The sequence below is a fragment of the Methylobacterium tardum genome, assembly GCF_023546765.1.
Taxonomy (GTDB): Bacteria; Pseudomonadota; Alphaproteobacteria; order Rhizobiales; family Beijerinckiaceae; genus Methylobacterium; species Methylobacterium tardum.
The window spans coordinates 1,587,119-1,604,834 of record NZ_CP097484.1 but is presented as its reverse complement, the minus strand read 5'-3'; the positions used below and the strand labels follow the sequence as shown (position 1 = coordinate 1,604,834).

Genomic DNA, 17,716 nt, shown 5'->3' with positions numbered 1-17,716 from the left:
GGCAGCGGTCGACGCCACCCGATGTTTCGACGCGCTGCGATCAGCAGGTCCCGGTGCGTGCAGCCCATCTCCCGGCCGCCCGAAACAACGCCGGCTTGTCACGGCAAAAACGCGGACCGGGTTCCCGGCAGGCGCCCGATTGATCGCATCCGCGCCGGCAAGCTACTGTCCCGGCAACATTTTGCCGGGAGGACGGGATGGCCCGCGACACGATCTACGACCGCGATCTCGACCGCGTGCCGGCCAACCACCAGCCGCTGACCCCCCTGCTCTATCTCGACCGGGCCGCGCGGGTCTTCCCCGATCAGGTCGCCGTCATCCACGGCGCCCTGCGGCGGCCCTACCGGGACCTCTATGCCCGCGCGCGCCGTCTCGCCTCGGCGCTGGCGGCGCGCGGGATCGGCCGCGGCGACACGGTGGCGGCGCTGCTCGCCAACACTCCCGAGATGATCGAGTGCCATTACGGCGTGCCGATGACCGGGGCCGTGCTCAACACCCTCAACACACGCCTCGACGCCGACGCGATCCGCTTCTGCCTGGAGCATGGCGAGGCCAAGGTGCTGATCACCGACCGCGAATTCGCCAAGACAGCCGCCGCAGCCCTCGACGGACTCGCGACGAAGCCCTTCGTCATCGACGTCGACGACCCCGAATACGACGGTCCCGGCGCGCGCCTCGGCGAGACCGACTTCGAGGCCTTCCTGGCCGGCGGAGACCCGGAGCACGACTGGCATCTGCCGGACGACGAGTGGGACGCGATCACGCTGAACTACACGTCGGGCACCACGGGCGACCCGAAGGGCGTAGTCTATCACCACCGCGGCGCGGCCCTGCTGGCGCTCGGCAACGTCATCACGGGCGGGCTCGGCCAGCACCCGGTCTATCTCTGGACCCTGCCGATGTTCCACTGCAACGGCTGGTGCTTCCCCTGGACCCTGTCGATCGTGGCCGGCACCCATGTCTGCCTGCGCCAGGTCCGGGCCGAGGCGATGTACCGGCTGATGGATGAGCACGCGGTCACCCATCTCTGCGGGGCGCCGATCGTCATGCAGATGCTGATCAACGCTCCCGATGCCGAGCGGCGCGACCTGCCCCGGCGGGTCGCCTTCTTCACCGCCGCCGCGCCGCCGCCGGAGGCGGTGCTGGCCGGCATGTCGGAGGCCGGGTTCGACGTCACCCACCTCTACGGCCTGACCGAGAGCTACGGCCCGGCGGTGGTCAATGCCTGGCACGCCGACTGGGACGCGCTCGCGGCCGACCAGCGGGCGGCCCGGAAGGCCCGCCAGGGCGTGCGCTATCCGGTCCTGGAAGCGCTCGATGTCCGCGATCCGGAAACGCTGGAGCCGGTGCCCGCCGACGGGGCCACGATCGGGGAGGTGATGATGCGCGGCAACGTGGTGATGCGCGGCTATCTCAAGAATCCCGCCGCCACCCAGGCCGCCTTCAAGGGCGGCTGGTTCCGCACCGGCGACCTCGGGGTGAAGCACCCGGACGGCTACGTCCAGCTCAAGGACCGCTCGAAGGACATCATCATCTCAGGGGGCGAGAACATCTCGCCGATCGAGGTCGAGGACGCGCTGTTCAAGCATCCGGCGGTCGCCGCCGCCGCGGTGGTGGCCAAGCCCGATCCGAAATGGGGCGAGACGCCCTGCGCGTTCGCCGAGCTGAAGCCGGGCGCGACGCCCAGCGCCGACGAGTTGATCCAGTGGTGCCGGGGGCGGCTGGCCTCCTACAAGCTGCCGCGCCACGTCGTGTTCGGGGAGTTGCCCAAGACCTCCACCGGCAAGGTTCAGAAGTTCATCCTGCGCGAGCGGGCCCGGCAGGACGGGGCCTGATCCGGACGCCGTCCGCCCGCGCTGCGCGCCGGGACGGCTGCCGGCCTGGGCAGGCCGGCGGGCCGCTCAGGCCTGCGGCGGGGTCCGGCGGTCGGCGCGGACCGGCACGGGCACGGGCTTCGGCGCGGACCGGGCGTCGCGGAGGTCGGCCAGGATCTGGGCGAAGAACGCCTGGAACGACATCAGGCTGAACAGGGCGATGGAGGCGACCAGGGCGGCGGAGACCAGGGTCTTGGCGGTTGCGGGGTCCACGGCGGGAGTCCTTGCTGGGTCTCGTCCGGGCGATCCGGGCGAGAGGCGCCGCGCACGGCGCCGGTGCCCTCCCAAGGTGGGCGCGCCGCGACGGCGGCGCCAGCGTCGCCGCGGTCGCGCCTGGCATGCGCGTGGGTTCGGGCTCGTGCGGCGCGTCACGTCGCGTGACGGTGCAGCTTTCGAGGCTGGCCGCGCGTTCCGTTTCCCGCAATAAGCGCCCGCGCGGCGCAGGGCGCATCGGGAGAGACGGCATGGCCGGCAACGGCATCGCGAACGGCGCCCTGGCAGCGCTGCTCGCCGTTCAGGGGGCGGTCCTGGCCGTGGGACCGTCCCGGGCGCAGGGAACGGTCCCGGTCCAAGTCCCGGCCCCAATCCGGGCCGCGTCGCAGGCCGCGCCTCCGGGAACCGTCCCGGCCCCGGCGCGGGAACCGGCCCCGCCGTCCGGCCCGGCGCCGGACGAGCCGGTGACCCGGGCCGGCTACTTCTACATCGGTGGCCGCTACCAGAAGCTCGGCGACAAGACCGTGATGGTCGGCCAGATGTTCGTGCAGTCGCGCACGCCGGCGCGGGTCACGCAGCCCTACCCGCTGGTGATGGTCCACGGCCTCGCCCAGACCGGCGTGAACTACCTCGCCACGGCGGACGGTCGCCCGGGCTGGGTGCAGCATTTCGCCGAGAAGGGCTATCAGGTCTACGTGGTCGATCAGGTCGGACGCGGGCGCTCGGGCACCAACCCGGAAGTCTACGGCCCCTACGACCGGCTCGGCAGCCGCAGCCTCGAGCGGACCCACACGGCGCCGGAGATCTACGACCTCTACCCGCAGGCCAAGCTCCACACCCGGTGGCCGGGCGGGCCCGGCGTGCAGGGCAATGCCGGCTTCGACCAGTTCTTCGCCAGCCAGGTCCCGTTCCTCGCCAACAGCCAGCAGACCGAGGAGCTGGTCGATCCCGCCCTCCTGGCGCTGCTGGACAAGGTCGGGCCGGCGATCCTGCTGACCCATGGCCAGGCGGCGTTGTTCGGCTGGGCGGTCTCGGATGCCCGCCCCGACCTCGTGAAGGCGCATGTCTCGGTCGAGCCGAGCGGGCCGCCCTTCTTCGACGTGCAGTTCCGCGGCGGCAAGGATTTCTGGGAGAAGGCCGGCGACGGCCGCGCCCGCGCCTACGGGCTGACCCGCATGCCGCTGACCTTCGACCCGCCCGTGAAGGCGCCGGAGGACCTGATCGTGGCCCAGCAGGCCAAGGCAGCCGACGGGCATGTGCGCTGCTGGCTGCAGGGCGAGCCCGTCCGGACCCTGCCGAACCTCGCGAAGGTTCCGACCGTGCTGGTCACCGCGGAGGCCTCCTTCCACGCCCCCTACGACACGTGCACGGAGGCCTTTCTGACCCAGGCCGGCGCCAAGCCCGACGTGATCCGCCTCGCCGACCGGGATCTGCACGGCAACGGCCACATGATGATGCTGGAGACCAACAGCGACGCCGTGGCCGACATGCTGGCCGGCTGGCTTGCCGGCCGGGTGAAGTAACGCCGGGCGTCCAATAGGGGCCCGGCCCGCGATCCGGCCCCCTACCCCGAGGGCGGCACCCGACTGTCCGGGCGCCCCGGTGCCGGCGGAGAGCGCCGGGCCGGCCGCGCGCCACCGAGGCGTGTCGCAGCAGCAACAGCCGTCGCCTTCCGCGCGAAGGCCGCTTGCGGCCGCGCTTGGCTGGCCGTAGTCCGGGTGGCGGAAACGCCAATAAAAACAGTAGTTTATCACAGTTCTAAACAGCACGGCAACCGCGTCGGCCCCGGATCCGGCGAACGCGACCGGCTGCCCGCGGCGTCGCACACGGCTAGGTACAATGAGAGTCGCTCACCCCCGTCCCGGCGCCAGGCGCCCTACCCTGCGCCCCACCCTGCGCGCTCTTCTGGCCGGCGCCTCGCTCGCCGTCCTGGCGCAGGCTGCCGTGAGCCCGGCGCTGGCGCAGGACGCCACGCCGCCGCGCCGCGGCGTCTCGAGCCCGCCGGCCGGGAGCAGCGTGCAGCTTGAGGAACTCAGCGTCGAGAGTCAGGGCGGCGGCGCACCGGTCTCGGCGGCCCGGGCCGGAGCGGCCGCGCGCGCGGTGGAGAGCCCGACCGGACCGATCGACGGCTTCGTGGCGAAGCGCTCAGCCACCGCGACCAAGACCAACACGCCGCTGATCGAGACGCCGCAATCGATCACCGTGGTGGGCCGCCAGCAGCTCGACACCCAGAACGCCCAGACCCTGACCCAGGCGACGCAGTACGTCGCCGGCACCTATGCGGGCACCTTCGGCGCCGACACGCGCCTCGACTTCTTCCAGCTGCGCGGCTTCGTGGTCAGCGATTACGGCCTCTACCTCAACGGCCTGCAGCTCCTGAACTTCGGCTTCGCCTACAGCCGGGTGGACACGTTCGGGCTGGAGCGCGTCGAGGTGCTGCGCGGCCCCTCCGCGGTGCTGTTCGGCGCCGGCAATCCCGGCGGCCTGATCAACCAGATCAGCAAGCGCCCGACCGAGAACCCGTTCGGCTATATCGAGGTCGGCGGCGGCTCCTTCGACCAGCGCTACGCCGCCTTCGACGTCGGCGGGCCGGCCGACCGGGAGGGCCACTGGTTCACCCGCCTGACCGGCTACGCCCGCAACGGCGGCACGCAGGTCCAGGGCGCCCCGGACGACAGCTACTACATCGCCCCGGCCTTCACCTATAAGCCGGACGGGTCGACCAAGTTCACGGTGCTGTCGAGCTTCCAGCACGACAACACGGCGGTGACCTCGAACTTCCTGCCCTATTACGGCACGGCGCGGCCCACGGTGCTCGGCCTGCGCATCCCGCGCTCGCTCAACGTGGGGGATGCCGGCTTCAACACCTACCAGCGCGACCAGGCCTTCATCGGCTACGAGTTCGAGCACGTCTTCGACGACACCTGGGCGGTGCGCCAGAACGCCCGCTACGCGTTCACGCAGAGCTACCAGAACTCGTATATCGGCCAGCTCGGCTATGCCGACCCGCTGCAGACCCAGCTCGCCCGCTACCTGTTCCGGGATCACGCCAAGATCGCGCAGCTCGACGTCGACACCCAGGCCGAGGCCAAGTTCTCCGACGGCTTCTTCCAGCACGACTTCCTGATGGGCGTGGAGTACCGGAACTTCCAGATCCACGACAACCAGGCCTCGGGCTTCCCCGGCCCGAACCTGAACATCTTCGCGCCGATCTACGGCCCGCAGACGGTCTCGGCCTCGCCCTACCTGATCAACGCCGACTCGTTCCAGCAGGTCGGCCTCTACTTCCAGGACCAGATCAAGCTCACGCCGGAGCTGACCCTGATCCTCGGCGGCCGGCAGGACTTCGTCCAGAACACCGTCTACGACCGCCTGACGCCGGCCAACACCAACGGCCGCAACGACAGCGCCTTCACCTATCGGGCGGCGGCGATCTACAATTTCGACTTCGGGCTCGCGCCCTACATCATGTACGCGACCTCGTTCCAGCCCGAGATCGGCACCGACATCAACAACCGGGCCTTCAGGCCCGATACCGGCGATCAGGTCGAGGGCGGCGTCAAGTTCGAGCCGCCCGGCCAGGGCTACTTCCTGACGCTGGCGGGCTTCGATATCCACCGCAACAACGTGCTCACCCCCAACCCGGTGAACACGCTGTTCCAGACGCAGGTCGGCGCGGTGCGCTCCACCGGCTTCGAGGCGCAGCTGGTGGCCAACGTCGCCGACGGCCTCAACCTCGTGGCATCCTTCACCAAGTTCGATTTCACCACGCTGAAGGATCCCGATCCGGTGCGGGTCGGCAAGACGCCGGTCAACATCCCCCAGACCCTCGCGTCGCTGTTTGCCGACTACACCATCCCGACCGGGCCGTGGCGCGGCTTCGGCTTCGGCGGCGGCGTGCGCTACGTCGGGAGCTCGTTCGCGGACGTCGCCAACACCCTGCGGGTGCCCGACTACGTGCTGTTCGACGCCCAGGTCCACTACGATTACGAGAACTGGCGCTTCCAGGTGAACGCCACCAACCTCGCCGACCGGCGCTTCGTCGCTTCCTGCCAGTCGGACGTGTCGTGCTTCTACGGCGATGCCCGCCGGGTGCTGGCGAAGGTCAGCTACAAGTGGTGAGCCGAGGCGTCGCGGCGTCGCGCCGGGGCGGGGCTCCGGGCGTCGCCCGCTGACGGTTGTCCAATCCAGGCCCTCGTCCTGAAGGGCCGTCGCGCAGCGCGGGCCTCAAGGGTGATCGCCTGCGCGGCGCGCCACGCGGGCGCCCGGGATGAGGCCTGGCGTGGCAGAACCGACGTCCAGCGGTTCCTGAGACGATCGGTCCCGCCGGGCCGCGAAGCGGGCTTGCCTGTGCACTGGCAAGGGCCGGCCGGTTCTGCAACAAGGCCGGGATGAGACGGCGTCCCGCCTTCGATCCCGCAACCTCCGATCGGCCGGCCGCGTCCGGCGCCCCACGATCGGGCGCCGACCGCGACCGATGAGTGCGGACGAGTCGGCAGACCTCCGGCAGCGCAACCGCCTGCTGGAGGAGGAGGTCGCCCGCCTGCGCGCCGCGCTCGCGGCGCAGCCGGCGGACAGCGGGCGCGTGGCCGGGAAGCCGAACGAGACCGCCTTCGGCCGGGCCTTCTGGCACCGGCCCGCCCGGATCGACGCTCCGCTGCCGGAGCCCGATCCGGACCGGATCGCCGATGCCGAGTTCCGCCTGCTCGCCGACCACCTGCCGATCCTGTGCTGGCTCGCCCGCAGCGACGGGTACCTGTTCTGGTACAACCGCCGCTGGCTCGACTATTGCGGCAGCACCCAGGAGGCCATGGCGGGCTGGGGTTGGCAGAGCGTCCACGACCCCGCCGAGCTGCCGCGGGTCATGGCGGTCTGGACCGCCTCGATCGCTACCGGCGCGCCGTTCGAGATGGTCTTCCCCCTGCGCGGGGCCGATGGCGTGTTCCGGCCGTTCCTCACGCGGATCGTGCCCCTGCGAGACGCCTCAGGGCGGGTCGTGCGCTGGTTCGGCGTCAATGCCGAGATCGGCGCGCAGGCCCGGGCCGAGGCGGCGCTGCGCGATTCCGAGACCCGCCTGCGCCGGGCGCAAGAGGCCGGCGGGGTCGGCGTCTTCTCGGTCGACATCGCCACCGACATGGTCCACGCCACGCCGCACTTCTTCCGCCTCTACGGGCTGCCGGAGGTGGAGCAGCTCCCCCTCGACGCGATCACCCGCCTCGTCGTCCCGTCGGATGCCGGGGCGATCTCCCAGAGGGCCGAGCGCGACGCGGGCTTCGCCGAGCGGGACGTCGCCTACCGGATCCGCCGGGCCGATACCGGGGCGGAACGCTGGATCGCCCGCCGCGGCGAGTTCGAGCGCGACGCGCGCGGGCGCCCCCTCCGCTTCGTCGGGGCGGTGCGCGACATCACCGACCACAAGGAGGCCGAGCGGCGGGCCGAGGCCAACGAGCGCGAGCTGCGCCTCGTCACCGACGCGCTGCCGGTGCTCATCGCCTTCATCGGCCGGGACTACGTCTACCGCTTCGCCAACGCGGCCTACCAGGACTGGTTCTACCGCCCGGCCTCGGAGATCGTCGGCCGGGACGTGCGCGACCTGCTGACCCCGGCCAACGCGGAGGTCCGGCGGGCCTATATCGAGCGCGCCCTGGCGGGCGAGGCGGTCCGGTTCGAGGCGGCCTGGCCCCACGCGGACGGCCGCCACCGGGATGCCGAGATCCGCTACCTCCCGCGCCGCGGGACCGGCGGGGCGGTCGACGGCTTCCACGTGTTCGTCCAGGACATCACCGACCGCAAGCGGGTCGAGACCGTCCTCCTCTCCGAGGTCACGCAGCGCACGCGCGAGCGCGACCGCCTGTGGGAGGCCACCAACGACTTGATGGGCATCGCGGGCCTCGACGGATTCCTCAAATCCGTGAACCCGGCCTGGACGCAGATGCTCGGCTGGAGCGAGGCCGAGCTGCTGGCGCGCCCCTTCGCGGATTTCGCCGATCCGGCCGACCACGCCGAGACGCAAGCGGTCGTGGGGCGCCTCGCGGCCGGCGAGACCGTGATGGGCTTCGTCAACCGCGTGCTGACGGAGCGCGGCGAGCAAAGGGTGGTGATGTGGACGGCGGTGCCCGAGCCCGGCACCGGCCTGTTCTACATCGTCGGCCGCGACCTCACCGAGCAGCGCTGGGCCGAGGAGCAGCTGCGCCAGGCGCAGAAGATGGAGGCGATCGGCCAGCTCACCGGCGGCATCGCCCACGACTTCAACAACCTGCTCACCGGCATCATCGGCTCCCTCGACCTGATGCAGACCCGCATCCAGCAGGGACGCACCGACGCGGTGGCGCGCTACGCCCGCGCCGCCACCTCCTCGGCCAACCGCGCCGCGGCGCTGACCCACCGGCTGCTGGCCTTCGCCCGGCGCCAGCCCCTGGAGCCGCAGCCCACCGCCGCCAACCCGCTGATCACCGGGATGGAGGATCTCCTGCGGCGCACCCTCGGCGAGCGGGTCCAGCTGGAACTCGTCACCGCGGGAGGGCTGTGGCTCACCCTCTGCGACCCCCACCAGCTCGAGAACGCCCTCCTCAACCTCGCCATCAACGCCCGGGACGCGATGCCCGAGGGCGGCCGCCTCGTGATCGAGACCGGCAACACGCATCTCGACCGCGCCTATGCCCGCCAGCATGCGGGGGTGAACGAGGGCCAGTATATCTGCGTCAGCGTCAGCGATACCGGGACCGGCATGAGCCCGGAGGTTGCCGCCCGGGCCTTCGACCCGTTCTTCACCACCAAGCCCCTGGGCCAGGGGACGGGGCTGGGCCTGTCGATGATCTACGGCTTCGCCAAGCAGTCGGAGGGGCACGTCCGGATCGACTCGGAGCCGGGGCGCGGCACGCGTGTGAAGCTGTACCTGCCCCGCCATCACGGTGCCGTGCCGCCCGAGACGATGGCCTCCGGACTGACCGAGCAGCACCGGGCCGCGCGCGGCGACACCGTGCTGGTGGTCGAGGACGAGCCGGTGGTGCGCGACCTGATCGTCGAGGTCCTGGAGGATCTCGGCTACACCGCGCTCCAGGCTGCGGACGCGCAGGCCGGCCTGGCCCTGCTGAGCGAGACGGGCCGGATCGACCTGCTGATCAGCGATGTCGGCCTGCCCGGCGGCCTGAACGGCCGGCAGATGGTCGACGCCGCCCGCCTGCACCGGCCCGACCTGAAGGTCCTGTTCATCACCGGCTATGCCGAGAACGCGACCTTCGGCAACGGCCATCTCGAGCCGGGCATGCGCATGATCACCAAGCCTTTCCCGGTGGAGGCCTTGGCCGCGCGGGTGCGCGCGATGATCGCCGGCCTCGACTGACCGCCGATGTCGCTCACCACGCGGATCCTGCTGCTGGTCCTGCTGGCGCTCACCCCGGCCCTGGCGATCCAGGGCTACAACGAGGTCGCCCTGCGGGCGAGCCGCAACGCCGCCCTGCGCGCCGACGCCCTCGCCAGCGCCCGGGCCGTCGCGGAGGATTTCGCGCAGATCGCCGAGCGGATGCGGCAGGCCCTCGACCTGATCGCGGGTGATCCGTCGGTGCAGGCGCGCGATCCGTCCGCCTGCGGCGCCTACCTGAAACGGTCCGCCGCGCGGCTCCCGCATATCCTCCAACTCGCGTTGACCGACCCCGACGGCACCCTCGTCTGCGACAGCGCCGGCTCGGGCCCGGGCGCCTCCGCGAGCGGCGTACGCGCCGACCACCGCCGCGCCCTGGAGGCGGGCGGATTCGCGGTCGGCGGCTACACGATGCGCCACGTCTCGGATCGTCCCGGGATCGACTTCGCCCGGGCCGTGGGACACGACGCGCAGGCGGACGGCGGCCCCCGGGGCGTCCTGCTGGCCGTCGCCGACCTCGACTGGCTCTCCGGCCACTTGGAGCAGGCCCTGCATCAGGACGAGACGGCGATCACCGTCACGGATCGCGACGGCCTGATCATCGCCCGGCGCCCGGATGAGGCCGCCTGGATCGGCAAGCCGATCCCGTCCGAGCGCGTCGCCATGCTGGAAGCCCAGGGTGCGGATGTGCGCGTCGCCGCGGGCCTCGACGGCCGGAAGCGGATCATCGCCACCGTCACGCCGGGCGGACCGCTCGCGGGCGTGCGCGTGGCGGTGGGCCGCGACTGCGCGACGGCCTTCGCGGATATCGACGCCGCCACCCGGCGGGGACTGGTGCTGATCGCGCTGGGCGCCGTGCTGGCCCTGGCGGCCGCGCTGATGGCCGGGCGGATGTTCATCCGCCGCCCGATCGAGCGCCTGCTGCGCACGGCGGCCGCGTGGCAGGCCGGCGACCTCGCGGCCCGCACCGGCCTGCACGGCAGCACGGAATTCGGCCGGCTCGGGAGCAAGCTCGACGCCATGGCCGGCACGCTCCAGCGCAGCACCGACGACCTCCATGCGGAGATCCGCCGCGGGCACGCCCTGCAGGACTTGCAGGTGACGATGCTCCACGAGTTGAACCACCGGGTGAAGAACACCCTCGCCACCGTGCAGGCCCTCGCCCGCCAGTCACGCGGCTCCGAGAAGGCCCTCGAGGCGCGGATCCTGGCCCTGTCGAAGACCCACGATCTCCTGACCCGCGAGGCCTGGACCGGCGCGCCCTTGCGCGAGGTGCTGGAGAACGAGCTCAGCCCCTACCGGTCCGGCGGCGACCAGATCGGCCTCGACGGACCCGCCGTGTCGCTGTCGCCCCGGGAGGTCCTGGCGCTCGGCATGACCATCCACGAGCTGACGACCAACGCCGCCAAGTACGGCGCGCTCTCGGTGCCGGAGGGGCGCGTCCGGGTCGGATGGTCGCTCGTCGCCTCCGAGGCCGGGGCGCAGCGCCTGCGGCTCACCTGGCAGGAGAGCGGCGGGCCCCCGGTCCAGGCCCCGACCCGGAGCGGCTTCGGGACGCGCCTGATCGCCGGCGGCGTCCGGCGCGAGCTCGACGGCACCGTCGAACTCAATTTTGAGACCAAGGGCTTGCGCTGCGATCTTGAGGTGCCGCTGGAACCGGCTCTCAGCGCGATGTTGGTCCCGACGCGCTAGGCGCCGCGCCGCTCGCGCGGGGTGGCCGGGACCGCCTGCCGCCCGGTGCCGGGCAACAGGACGACGCGCGGCGGGTGCGTTACGCCCCGGTGGTCCGCGCGACCTCCCGGACGTCCCGCTTCACCTGCCGCCATGTCCGCCAGGGTTCCAGGTTCGAGAGCGCCATCCGGCGCGCCCCGAGCCAGCCGAGCAGGAGGGCCACGATGAGGAACGGCGCGGCGACGATCAGCGCTGCCGGCGCCTCGGAGCCGAGCGGGACCGCCAGCAATTTCACCACAGCGTCGAGGCCGAGGAAGAAGATGACGATCAGCAGGATCGGGATGGTCCCGGCGATGCCGATGAGCGACACGATCGCCCGGATGTTGCCGTCGGTCTCGGTCCGCGCCAGCTCCAGCAGCGCCTCGATATGGGCCGCTCCCGCGCGCAGGGCCGCGACCAGCAGGGCCAGGGTTCCGTCGGGGTGTTGGCGCATCGTGCGGGCTCTTCCTCTCAGCCGCTGGGTGGCTCCGGGCCAACGGAGCCGCCGGCCGAAGCGTTCCGCCGCGGTGTCTCACAGCATCAGCAGCACGGCGCCCAGGATCAGCAGCGTCGCGAGGCCTGCCAGCACGACGGCCCGGGTGGCGCCGTCAGCCTCGTCCGGAGCCCGGGCCGGTCCGGCGGCCTGAACCGGCGCCGGGTCCCGCGCCCCGGACGAAGCGGTGCCGGCCCCGTCCGTCCGCCGGACCGGGGATGGCGCCCCGGGATCCCGCGCCGGGAGGGTCAGCGCGGTCGAGACCGGCCTGTCCGTCGGCGGCCCGAAGGCCTCGGGCTCGACGCTGATTCCGGCCGCCTCGAGTTCCAGCATCACCAGGACGAGGTCGCCGACCTCCATGCGCTCCACCGGCAGCACGGCCCGCAGGTCGTCCGCCGCGAGCGCCCCGGTGGCCTGCCCCCGGGCGATCAGCCGGTCGAGCGTCCCGCGATCGATGGTCTCCGACATCCCCGGCCCCCGTCGTGCCGCCCCGCCCCCCCCGGAAACCCGCGAACGGCCCGGGGGTTACCGGGGCCTCAGCGGCCGAGGGCGGGCGCCGCCGGCACGGCCTCGCCGGCGCCCAGCCGGATCGCGCCGCCCGAGCCCGGCCGATCCCGCAGCATCGGCCGCTCGACCAGGTACCAGCTCAGGATCCCGAGGGGGATGGCGGCCGCCAGCGCCAGGCCCGCCACCGTCCAGGGGGAGATCCCGGGGATGCGGGCGATCAGCAGGTTCTGCAGCGGCCAGGCGTAGAGGTAGAGCCCGTAGGAGGGGTCGACCTGCGCGGTGGCGCGGCTGAGGGCGTTGGGGCGCACCGCGAAGGCGAACCAGAAGATCAGGTAGCCTCCGAGGATCGCGAAGGCCGGCTCGGCCAGCGGCCGGCTGAACATCAGCGGCAGGAGCAGCAGGGCGGCCACGGCCGCGCCGCGCCCGGTATAGGCGATCCGGTCGGCGAACAGCCGGAAGGCGCCGCCGCAGGCGAACACGAAGGTGAGGCGGATCATCTCCGACAGGGAGCCGAGCGCGTCGCCCGGATGCCCGATGGGCAGGTAGAGCCAGCGCAGGGCCAGCAGCGTGCCGAGGCCCGCCATCAGGGCGAGGTAGCGCCCGCGCCGCTGCAGGGCGCGGGCCGTGCCGACGAGCCCGAGGAGCAGGTAGCACCCGAACTCGCAGGGAATGGTCCACATGGAGCCGTTGAGCAGCGGATAGGGCAGCTCCGCAAAGGCGCCCGGCACGACCGGCATCAGCAGCAGCGACAGCCGGAGCAGGGTCTGCAGGGGCGAGGCCGCCGCGAGATCGCCGCCGCTCAACGGGGCGACGACGGCGATGCAGAGGAGCGAGGCCACCACGAAGGCCGGATAGATCCGCCGCACCCGCCGCAGTACGAAGTCGCCGAAGGAGCGCTTGGCGCGGTAGCTCGCGGTGATCAGGTAGCCGCTCACCAGGAAGAAGCCGTCGACCGCCACCTCGCCGAGCGACAGGGTGCCGAAGACCTGCGTGAGCAGCTCGCGCGAGCGGTCGCCGTCCACGAGTTCGGGGGCGTGGGCGAGGATCACCAGGACCGCGAACAGGAGGCGCAGCGACCCGAAATTGTTCGCCCTCCGCTCCTGGCCGCCTGCCGCCTCCGCCACCTGTATCCGCTCCGCGATCCGTCTGACGGCGTCCAGGGGCCTGGAAACAGGGCGCGAAAGCAAGGGCTCGGGGGCAACACCGAGGCGGGATCTGCGCCGACCCATCGGCGAAGCGCGATCGCATTGCCGCCGTTGCGCTGGCGCCGCCGTTGGGCTAGGGAATGGCCACGGCCTGCACCCGTAGCTCAGCTGGATAGAGCGTTGCCCTCCGAAGGCAAAGGTCACACGTTCGAATCGTGTCGGGTGCGCCAATCTTCTCAATGACTTAGCTGTCCAGGCACAGCGGCTGGCAGCCTTCTGCGGAAGCGCTGCGGAAGCAAGTGACTAACTAGCTGCATAGACTGAGCGTGGCGGTGTGCCGCATGGTGGCGGGGCCTCAATCGGGGGTGTCCGGGGCTGTCTATCGTGTCCAAGAGTGCTGTGTCTCTCGTAGGGGCTGTTCTCATCGCCTTCGCCCTCAGCGGCGTTTCGGCATCAGCTCAGGTCCAGCAAGAGGCCTTCAGCTATCCTGTCGGCCTCGACCCCTACGGCGAGAATCTCCTGGCGTTGCGCAGTCTGCCGAGTGGCACCCAAGGTGTCCGCCTCGCACGCGAGGATCCTGAGAGGGCGAACTGATCCCGACCACGAACCTGGTCCTGCTCGTTCTCGTTTGCGCGCCGCCCAGTCGTACGAACCTGAGGCTTGGTACCCGCTCGCGAGGTCGGCTTAGGGTGGAGAGCGGCCCCTCACCCTTCGCCCTGAAGCAGACGTTCTGCCTCCGACCCACTCTGGCCGTACAGATCTGCCATGACGCTTCCCGAAAGCCGCCATTCGTCGGCGGCCCGGCGACCTCAGTTCGGGGTGGAAAGCTGCCGTACCAGGGTGCGTCCTTGGGTGACGAGCCGCCACAACCCAGGGTAATCGCGCTCGGCCGATAATTGGTGCATAAGGGTTGATCACTGGCTTCGGACCCGGCCGTCAGTGCCTGAGAGCAGCGAGCGCTCCCGCCGTGATCACGCGGAGCACGTCTGTGTCTGACAGCAGGCCTCTAGCCATCCTTATCGCGGAGGCTGACGAGCTTGTCCGTATGGTTACGGCTGACATGCTGGAGGATGTTGGCTTTCAGACCATAGAGGTCCGCACAGCCGCCGAGGCGCTGGCGGTGCTCGAAGGCTCGATCCCGGTGAGCATTCTGATTACGGGGCGCGGCATCGTAGGGGATGGTGTTGCCCTTGCCCACCTCGTTCATCACCGTTGGCCCGCTGTCGGCATCATTGTCACCTCGGGAGCCGGATCAGATCTTCAGGAGGCGTTGCCACCGGGCACACGCCTGCTCAGCAAGCCCTACGACTTCGCAGACCTCATCCATGAGGTGGAAGCTGGCCTCGCACAAGTTCAGGACGAGCCTTCAGGCGCTCCCGTGCTCCCGAGCGGTGTACCGCCCCATACGGGAACCGAGATGGGCAACGGGATGGGAGCTGTTGCGGCACCCACGACAGAGCCGGATAAAACGTAACCCCTGCTGTCATGACGACCAGATCTGAACCTGGTCAGCTTGGCTGTGGCGATGTCCGCAACGGGCCGCGAGTGGGCGGGACGGCGATATCCGCTTCGATGCCTCTCGGCTCCTAAGCGGACTGACTGAAATTTACCCGGAGCGGTCCTCCCGCTTCCGACCCGACGCAGTCATTCACGCTCAGCCGTACGCATCCCGGAAGCGGACGCATGTTCCGCCGCGACTCAGGCAATGCTGCACCCGTTTTGGCTTTTCAGGCCGCCCTTCGGCATCGTGCCCGATGAGGGCGTTTCGAGCCGCTCGGGAAGTCGCATGACCGTTCCCGCCGGGTTTGGCGGTCATGCCCTCGACGCGCGGTAGTCGCGCAGGGGCAGGCCGCCTTGTCCCAGGTCCGCGATCCCGTGCTCGTGGAAGACGACGGTCGTCTCCTCGCGAGGCTTGCCCATCACATCGAAGAGTAGATCGGCAATGCCCTTGTAGACCGCGGCCTTCTGCTCGTCGGTGGTGCGGTCCGCGCCCGGAGTGGTGCCTTCACGGGTCACGAGAATGTTCACGATCGGCATGTGGCTCTCCGAGAAGAACAGGAGGGCGCCCGATGCGCTCACCCCCCGTATGGGTCAGCGACCGGCGATCAAACCGCCATCGACGTGGAGAATTTCGCCTGTGGTGAAGGCAGCGTCCTCAAGGTAGAGCACGGCACGGACAATGTCCTCGATGTCGCCGACCTTGTTCATGGGATGGAAGGTGGCCAGAGCGTCGTAGTTCTCCGGCGAATGCATCGGCGTCTTGATGACGCCAGGGGCCACGGCGTTCACGCGGATGCCACGCTTGACGTACTCGATGGCCAGACTCTTGGTGGCTGCGTTCATCCCGCCCTTCGTCAGCATGGCTATGAAGGCGGGAGACAGTGAACTGGCGAACTCCGCCGTGGACGCCGTGATCTGCACGACATGGCCGCTGCCCTGCTTGAGCATCACGGGAATGACCTGCTGGGTCGTGAAGAAGAAGCCGTCGAGGTTGGTCCTCAGCTTCAGCCGGTAGTCCTCCTCGGTATACTCGGTGAACGGCTTGCCGATGAAAATGCCGGCATTGTTCACCAGGGTGTCCACGCGGCCGAACTTCTCCACTGCGGCTGTGACCAACCGCTTGCCCGTGTCCGGATCGCCGATGTCGCCGGCGACCGTTATCAGATCCGGGTCGGTCGAGGGCCGGATCGAGCGAGAGGTGGCAATGACGCCATAACCCCGGGCACGAAACCCTTGAACGATGCCCTCACCGAGCCCCTGCGAGGCACCGGTGACGATGGCAACCTTCTTGGTGTCCGACATCGCTGGATTTCCTTGATGGCCACGTGCGGGGCCGCTCCGCCGGCTCGCATGTACAGCGGTTCCTCCAGCGAGAAAATTCGCTATCTTCGATCAATGGCTGATAGAAAACGCACAGAGCTCGACTGGCAGGATGTGCGGATCTTCCTGGCGCTCGCGCGGCATGGCAGCTTGTCCGCGGCCGCTCGGACGCTCTCCGTGAACCACGGGACTGTCTCTCGAAGGCTTCGCTCTCTGGAGGAGAGCCTCGGAGACAAGCTCGTTGAGCGGCGGCCTGAAGGCTATGTCCTGACGCCGGCGGGGACGCACGCGCTCGAAGCGGCGAGCGACATGGAACAGGCGGCCGAGATCCTCGGTCGAGGCGCCGTGGATGAAGGCCCAAGCGGTCTGGTGCGGATCAACGCTTCACCAGCGATGTCGAACGGCTTCCTCGCCTTGCGCCTCGCGACGGTGGCGTCGCGGTATCCGAGGCTCAACATCGACCTGGCAGCCAATCATCGCTCCATAAGCCTGGAGCGCCATCAGGCGGACATCGCGGTCCGCTTCGGGCGACCTGCCGATGGCGACGTGGTCGCACGTCCGCTCACGACAGTCGGGTACGGGTTCTATGGTACGGACGAGGCCTGCCGTTCGGTCGAGGCGGGCTCGGATCCGGTGTTCATCGGGTTCGACGAGGCGGATGCCTACTTGCCCGAAGCGGCGTGGATGACGCGGCATTTCCCACGCGCGCGCTTAGCCTTCCGGGCGCATGACCAGTTCGCGCAGTCAATCGCCGCGCGGTCCGGCGCCGGGCTTGTGCTTCTTCCCCACTATATCGGGCGTAGCGACCCGTCGTTGCGGATCGCCGATCTCCGCCCCGTGCCGCCGAGCAAGGAAGTTTTCCTGCTTACTCGCAGTCGCGACAAGAAGGACCCGTCGATCCGCGCCGTTGCCGATGAAGTGGCCGGCATGTTCGAACAGGCTCGTGCTCTGTTCCTATAAGTCGATGTCAGCATATCAACATGCTTGCATAGACCGGTGTCTGAAGGTCGACATTCGCGGTCGATCTGTTCCGGAGCAGCCACTCCGCTTCTGGCCAGAAGTTGCCGAACCTATCGGATTGCCTGGAAGCGGACCTTCCTGCCTTCCGCAATGGGTCGAAAGCAGCCCCTGACTACGGGTGCCACGGATCGGATTCCGACCACAAAGTGCCCGCTGCTCGCGACGGCCCTGCTTCCTCTCAAGGGTTACTCAGCCCCGCCGGCACCGCCGCGCGGGCCCTTTTGTGCGTGATTACTCCTCAGCCTCAGCGAGATCGGCGTCGGTGATCACGCCACCGGTGCCCCCCACCTCTTCGTTCTTGCGGTTCTGAATGGCCTGAAGCGTTTCCGACGGCATACTGGCCGCTTTCCGAGCCGCGTGTTCGGTCGCGTAGAACCCTGGCAGCCACCCATCACAGTCAGCCACTACAAAGCCGCCATCGCGCTGGTGGACCTTGATCATCTGCCGTCCTCCGATCCCGCCGGCACCGCCGCGCAGACCTATTTCGTGCCGTTGTCATGCCCGCTTGAAACTTGTCCGACTGCGCAACCGTAGCGCGCGGCATGAGCGATGAATCTCACGGACGCGAAGCCCT

General features: G+C 70.1%; 14 protein-coding genes and 1 tRNA gene. 8 read left to right on the top strand and 7 right to left on the bottom strand.

Features of this window, described 5'->3' with window-relative positions; all coding sequences use genetic code 11:
* Positions 1 to 197: 197 nt before the first annotated feature.
* Positions 198 to 1,835 (top strand): acyl-CoA synthetase, encoded by a 1,638-nt coding sequence (locus M6G65_RS07610; protein WP_250103776.1) that lies wholly within the window; start codon positions 198 to 200, stop codon positions 1,833 to 1,835.
* 66 nt (positions 1,836 to 1,901) lie between these two features.
* Here the strand turns inward: M6G65_RS07610 and M6G65_RS07605 are convergent, their stop codons facing one another.
* On the bottom strand, positions 1,902 to 2,087 hold the full coding sequence (locus tag M6G65_RS07605; protein ID WP_238196353.1) for a hypothetical protein: 186 nt from the start codon (positions 2,085 to 2,087) through the stop codon (positions 1,902 to 1,904).
* Positions 2,088 to 2,338: 251 nt separating this feature from the next.
* Between M6G65_RS07605 and M6G65_RS07600 the strand changes: the two genes are divergently transcribed.
* From M6G65_RS07600 to M6G65_RS07585, 4 genes are all read left to right on the top strand, one after another.
* Entirely contained in the window at positions 2,339 to 3,610 is a 1,272-nt protein-coding gene (locus M6G65_RS07600; RefSeq protein ID WP_250103775.1) for an alpha/beta hydrolase, read from the top strand.
* Between the two features lie 316 nt (positions 3,611 to 3,926).
* Positions 3,927 to 6,209, top strand: a complete 2,283-nt coding sequence (locus M6G65_RS07595; RefSeq protein ID WP_238196351.1) for a TonB-dependent siderophore receptor — start codon at positions 3,927 to 3,929, stop codon at positions 6,207 to 6,209.
* A gap of 355 nt (positions 6,210 to 6,564) precedes the next feature.
* Positions 6,565 to 9,429, top strand: a complete 2,865-nt coding sequence (locus M6G65_RS07590; protein ID WP_250103774.1) for a PAS domain S-box protein — start codon at positions 6,565 to 6,567, stop codon at positions 9,427 to 9,429.
* A gap of 6 nt (positions 9,430 to 9,435) precedes the next feature.
* The gene (locus M6G65_RS07585; protein ID WP_250103773.1) at positions 9,436 to 11,139 is read left to right on the top strand and encodes a sensor histidine kinase; all 1,704 of its coding nucleotides are present in this window, start codon (positions 9,436 to 9,438) and stop codon (positions 11,137 to 11,139) included.
* Between the two features lie 79 nt (positions 11,140 to 11,218).
* Here M6G65_RS07585 and M6G65_RS07580 read toward each other — a convergent pair whose 3' ends face one another.
* The 3 genes from M6G65_RS07580 to M6G65_RS07570 form a co-directional block, all read right to left on the bottom strand.
* Complete coding sequence (locus M6G65_RS07580) at positions 11,219 to 11,611, bottom strand: phage holin family protein (RefSeq protein ID WP_238196348.1); 393 nt, start codon at positions 11,609 to 11,611, stop codon at positions 11,219 to 11,221.
* Between the two features lie 78 nt (positions 11,612 to 11,689).
* On the bottom strand, positions 11,690 to 12,118 hold the full coding sequence (locus M6G65_RS07575) for a hypothetical protein (RefSeq protein ID WP_250103772.1): 429 nt from the start codon (positions 12,116 to 12,118) through the stop codon (positions 11,690 to 11,692).
* Positions 12,119 to 12,186: 68 nt separating this feature from the next.
* Positions 12,187 to 13,281, bottom strand: a complete 1,095-nt coding sequence (locus tag M6G65_RS07570) for an acyltransferase family protein (RefSeq protein WP_238196346.1) — start codon at positions 13,279 to 13,281, stop codon at positions 12,187 to 12,189.
* Positions 13,282 to 13,455: 174 nt separating this feature from the next.
* Here M6G65_RS07570 and M6G65_RS07565 point away from each other — a divergent pair.
* Positions 13,456 to 13,532: transfer RNA gene (locus M6G65_RS07565), tRNA-Arg, on the top strand.
* Positions 13,533 to 14,362: 830 nt separating this feature from the next.
* Positions 14,363 to 14,776 (top strand): response regulator, encoded by a 414-nt coding sequence (locus M6G65_RS07560; protein WP_238196345.1) that lies wholly within the window; start codon positions 14,363 to 14,365, stop codon positions 14,774 to 14,776.
* A gap of 338 nt (positions 14,777 to 15,114) precedes the next feature.
* Here M6G65_RS07560 and M6G65_RS07555 read toward each other — a convergent pair whose 3' ends face one another.
* Positions 15,115 to 15,339 (bottom strand): tautomerase family protein, encoded by a 225-nt coding sequence (locus tag M6G65_RS07555; protein ID WP_238196344.1) that lies wholly within the window; start codon positions 15,337 to 15,339, stop codon positions 15,115 to 15,117.
* Between the two features lie 54 nt (positions 15,340 to 15,393).
* Positions 15,394 to 16,104: an SDR family NAD(P)-dependent oxidoreductase gene (locus tag M6G65_RS07550; RefSeq protein ID WP_238196343.1), complete on the bottom strand. Its 711-nt coding sequence runs from the start codon at positions 16,102 to 16,104 to the stop codon at positions 15,394 to 15,396.
* Positions 16,105 to 16,152: 48 nt separating this feature from the next.
* On the opposite strand from M6G65_RS07550, the gene M6G65_RS07545 reads away from it, so the two are divergent.
* A complete protein-coding gene (locus tag M6G65_RS07545) occupies positions 16,153 to 17,082 on the top strand; it encodes a LysR family transcriptional regulator (RefSeq protein WP_238196342.1) in 930 nt (309 codons plus the stop codon).
* Between the two features lie 291 nt (positions 17,083 to 17,373).
* Here M6G65_RS07545 and M6G65_RS07540 read toward each other — a convergent pair whose 3' ends face one another.
* Entirely contained in the window at positions 17,374 to 17,583 is a 210-nt protein-coding gene (locus M6G65_RS07540; RefSeq protein WP_238196341.1) for a hypothetical protein, read from the bottom strand.
* Between the last annotated feature and the right edge of the window lie 133 nt (positions 17,584 to 17,716).

Bases quoted from the DNA above. Each gene is read 5' to 3' on its own strand.
- M6G65_RS07600 (WP_250103775.1), top strand. From the start codon at position 2,339: ATGGCCGGCAACGGCATCGCGAACGGCGCCCTGGCAGCGCTGCTCGCC.
- M6G65_RS07550 (WP_238196343.1), bottom strand. From the start codon at position 16,104: ATGTCGGACACCAAGAAGGTTGCCATCGTCACCGGTGCCTCGCAGGGG.
- M6G65_RS07545 (WP_238196342.1), top strand. From the start codon at position 16,153: ATGTACAGCGGTTCCTCCAGCGAGAAAATTCGCTATCTTCGATCAATG.
- M6G65_RS07595 (WP_238196351.1), top strand. From the start codon at position 3,927: ATGAGAGTCGCTCACCCCCGTCCCGGCGCCAGGCGCCCTACCCTGCGC.
- M6G65_RS07560 (WP_238196345.1), top strand. From the start codon at position 14,363: ATGCTGGAGGATGTTGGCTTTCAGACCATAGAGGTCCGCACAGCCGCC.
- M6G65_RS07540 (WP_238196341.1), bottom strand. From the start codon at position 17,583: ATGATCAAGGTCCACCAGCGCGATGGCGGCTTTGTAGTGGCTGACTGT.
- M6G65_RS07575 (WP_250103772.1), bottom strand. From the start codon at position 12,118: ATGTCGGAGACCATCGATCGCGGGACGCTCGACCGGCTGATCGCCCGG.
- M6G65_RS07610 (WP_250103776.1), top strand. From the start codon at position 198: ATGGCCCGCGACACGATCTACGACCGCGATCTCGACCGCGTGCCGGCC.
- M6G65_RS07590 (WP_250103774.1), top strand. From the start codon at position 6,565: ATGAGTGCGGACGAGTCGGCAGACCTCCGGCAGCGCAACCGCCTGCTG.
- M6G65_RS07580 (WP_238196348.1), bottom strand. From the start codon at position 11,611: ATGCGCCAACACCCCGACGGAACCCTGGCCCTGCTGGTCGCGGCCCTG.
- M6G65_RS07585 (WP_250103773.1), top strand. From the start codon at position 9,436: ATGTCGCTCACCACGCGGATCCTGCTGCTGGTCCTGCTGGCGCTCACC.
- M6G65_RS07555 (WP_238196344.1), bottom strand. From the start codon at position 15,339: ATGCCGATCGTGAACATTCTCGTGACCCGTGAAGGCACCACTCCGGGC.